The 1,873-nt window shown below is 54.2% G+C and carries 2 protein-coding genes; one reads left to right on the top strand and one right to left on the bottom strand.

What is annotated here, in order from left to right:
- Positions 1-119 precede the first annotated feature (119 nt).
- Positions 120-1,442, top strand: coding sequence for a hemolysin family protein (locus H6F80_RS00020; protein ID WP_190789582.1), 1,323 nt, complete (start codon positions 120-122; stop codon positions 1,440-1,442).
- A gap of 8 nt (positions 1,443-1,450) precedes the next feature.
- Here H6F80_RS00020 and H6F80_RS00015 read toward each other — a convergent pair.
- Positions 1,451-1,873, bottom strand: a 423-nt coding sequence (locus H6F80_RS00015; protein WP_190789581.1) for an NAD-dependent epimerase/dehydratase family protein, incomplete at its 5' end; no start/stop codon positions are given.

The following is a 1,873-nucleotide window of genomic DNA, read 5'->3' as shown; positions in this document are numbered from 1 at the left end:
GATAAACGATCGGTTACGCTGCGCTAACACATCCTACGATTCCCGTTCCCCTTCTTCCCATTCCCTCATCGCTTCACCCACTTGCCCCGCCACTCATCCACCCCTCCTTCCCCGAAACAATGCTGCTCGAAGTCCTGACCATCCTCCTGCTTATACTGGCAAACGGCGTTTTTGCGATGTCAGAAATGGCGATCGTTTCTGCTCGTCGTGCCCGCTTGCAGGAACTTGCTGAACAGGGCGATCGACAGGCGCGGGCGGCGTTGGCTCTCGCAAATTCACCGAATCGCTTTTTATCCACGGTGCAGGTCGGCATTACCCTGATCGGAATTCTAGCGGGTGCATTTGGAGGAGCAACGCTATCGCGCAGTTTTGCCGGATACATCGCACAAATTCCTGGCGTCGGGCAATACAGCGAGGCGATCGCCTTTGGGCTGGTGGTGATGGTGATTACCTACCTGTCGTTGATTGTGGGCGAACTGGTTCCAAAACGGCTGGCACTGCATAGCCCCGAAAAGATTGCCTCCTCGATCGCCCAGCCGATGCAGTGGGTAGCAAAACTCGCTTCGCCGATCGTCACCCTGCTCACAAGTTCAACTGAATTGGTGCTGCGGCTACTGCGGGTCAACCCTAATGAAGGCGAGCCGCTCGTCACTGAAGAAGAAATTAAAGTGCTGCTGCGGCAGGGGGCACAAGCAGGCACGTTTGAAGCCTCTGAGCAAGACATGGTGGAGCGAGTGTTTAGCCTGGGCGATCGGCAGGTGAGTGCGATCATGACGCCGCGCCTGGATATCATCTGGCTGGATATGAATGACTCTTATGAGATCAATCGCCGCAAGATGATAGAGAGCCACCACAATCGCTTCCCCGTTTGCCTGGACTCGCTCGACAACGTGCTGGGCGTGGTCTACGTCACAGATATTTTGAATCGCAGTCTCTCCAATCACCCGATCGACTTTACTGCCCTGCTGCGTCCGCCCCTATTTGTGCCCGAAAGCACCCGCGCTCCCCGCGTCCTGGAACTATTTAAGCAGCTCGGAACTCACATCGCTTTTGTGGTAGACGAATACGGCATCACCCAGGGCATTGTCACCCTGAATGACGTCATGGAAATCATCATTGGCGATATTCCCTTTGCCGATCAGCCCCAGGAAGCCGAATTCATTCAGCGCGAAGACGGTTCCTGGCTCATTGATGGAATGCTACCCATCCACGAACTGAAGGAACTGTTTGAAATCAACGAGCTGCCCGGAGAAGATCGTGGCAACTACCAAACGATGGGCGGCTTTATCATCACCCAACTCGGACACATCCCCAAATCATCCGATCATTTTGAGTGGGAAGGCTTCCGGTTTGAAGTGATGGATATGGACGGAAACCGGGTGGATAAGGTGCTAGTGATACCGCCGGGGAAAGTGGGCGAGCCAGGAGCAGGAGGTGAGTAAGGGACGACCTACCCTTCCTGCCCTCTCACTTTGCCGTAATGGGCTTGAAACCATTTATAGGTTTGCTCAATGCCTTCCTTAAGGGAAGTCTTGGGCTGCCAGCCAAGCTGCTGTAAGCGAGTGGTGTCCAGCAATTTACGAGGCGTGCCGTCGGGTTTGGTACTGTCGAATTGCAGTTCGCCTCTATAGCCGACGATCGCTTGAATCGTCATTGCCAGTTCCCGGATTGAGACTTCTTCACTAGTACCGACGTTGATAAAGTCCTGCTCGTCATAGTGCTGCATCAGAAACAGCAGAGCATCGGCCAGATCATCAACAAACAGAAACTCGCGCAGGGCAGTTCCCGTGCCCCAGATTTCGACAGCGGGAGCATGGTTGAGCTTGGCTTCGTGAAATTTGCGAATCAGGGCAGGCAAAACGTGGGAATTTGC

It is taken from the genome of Leptolyngbya sp. FACHB-711, assembly GCF_014695615.1.
Lineage (GTDB): Bacteria > Cyanobacteriota > Cyanobacteriia > Elainellales > Elainellaceae > Leptolyngbya_A.
Note: the sequence above shows the minus strand (reverse complement) of the source record. Positions and strands in the feature narration are given on the sequence as shown.

Coding starts and splice junctions, on each gene's coding strand:
- H6F80_RS00020 (WP_190789582.1), top strand. CDS start 120: ATGCTGCTCGAAGTCCTGACCATCCTCCTGCTTATACTGGCAAACGGC.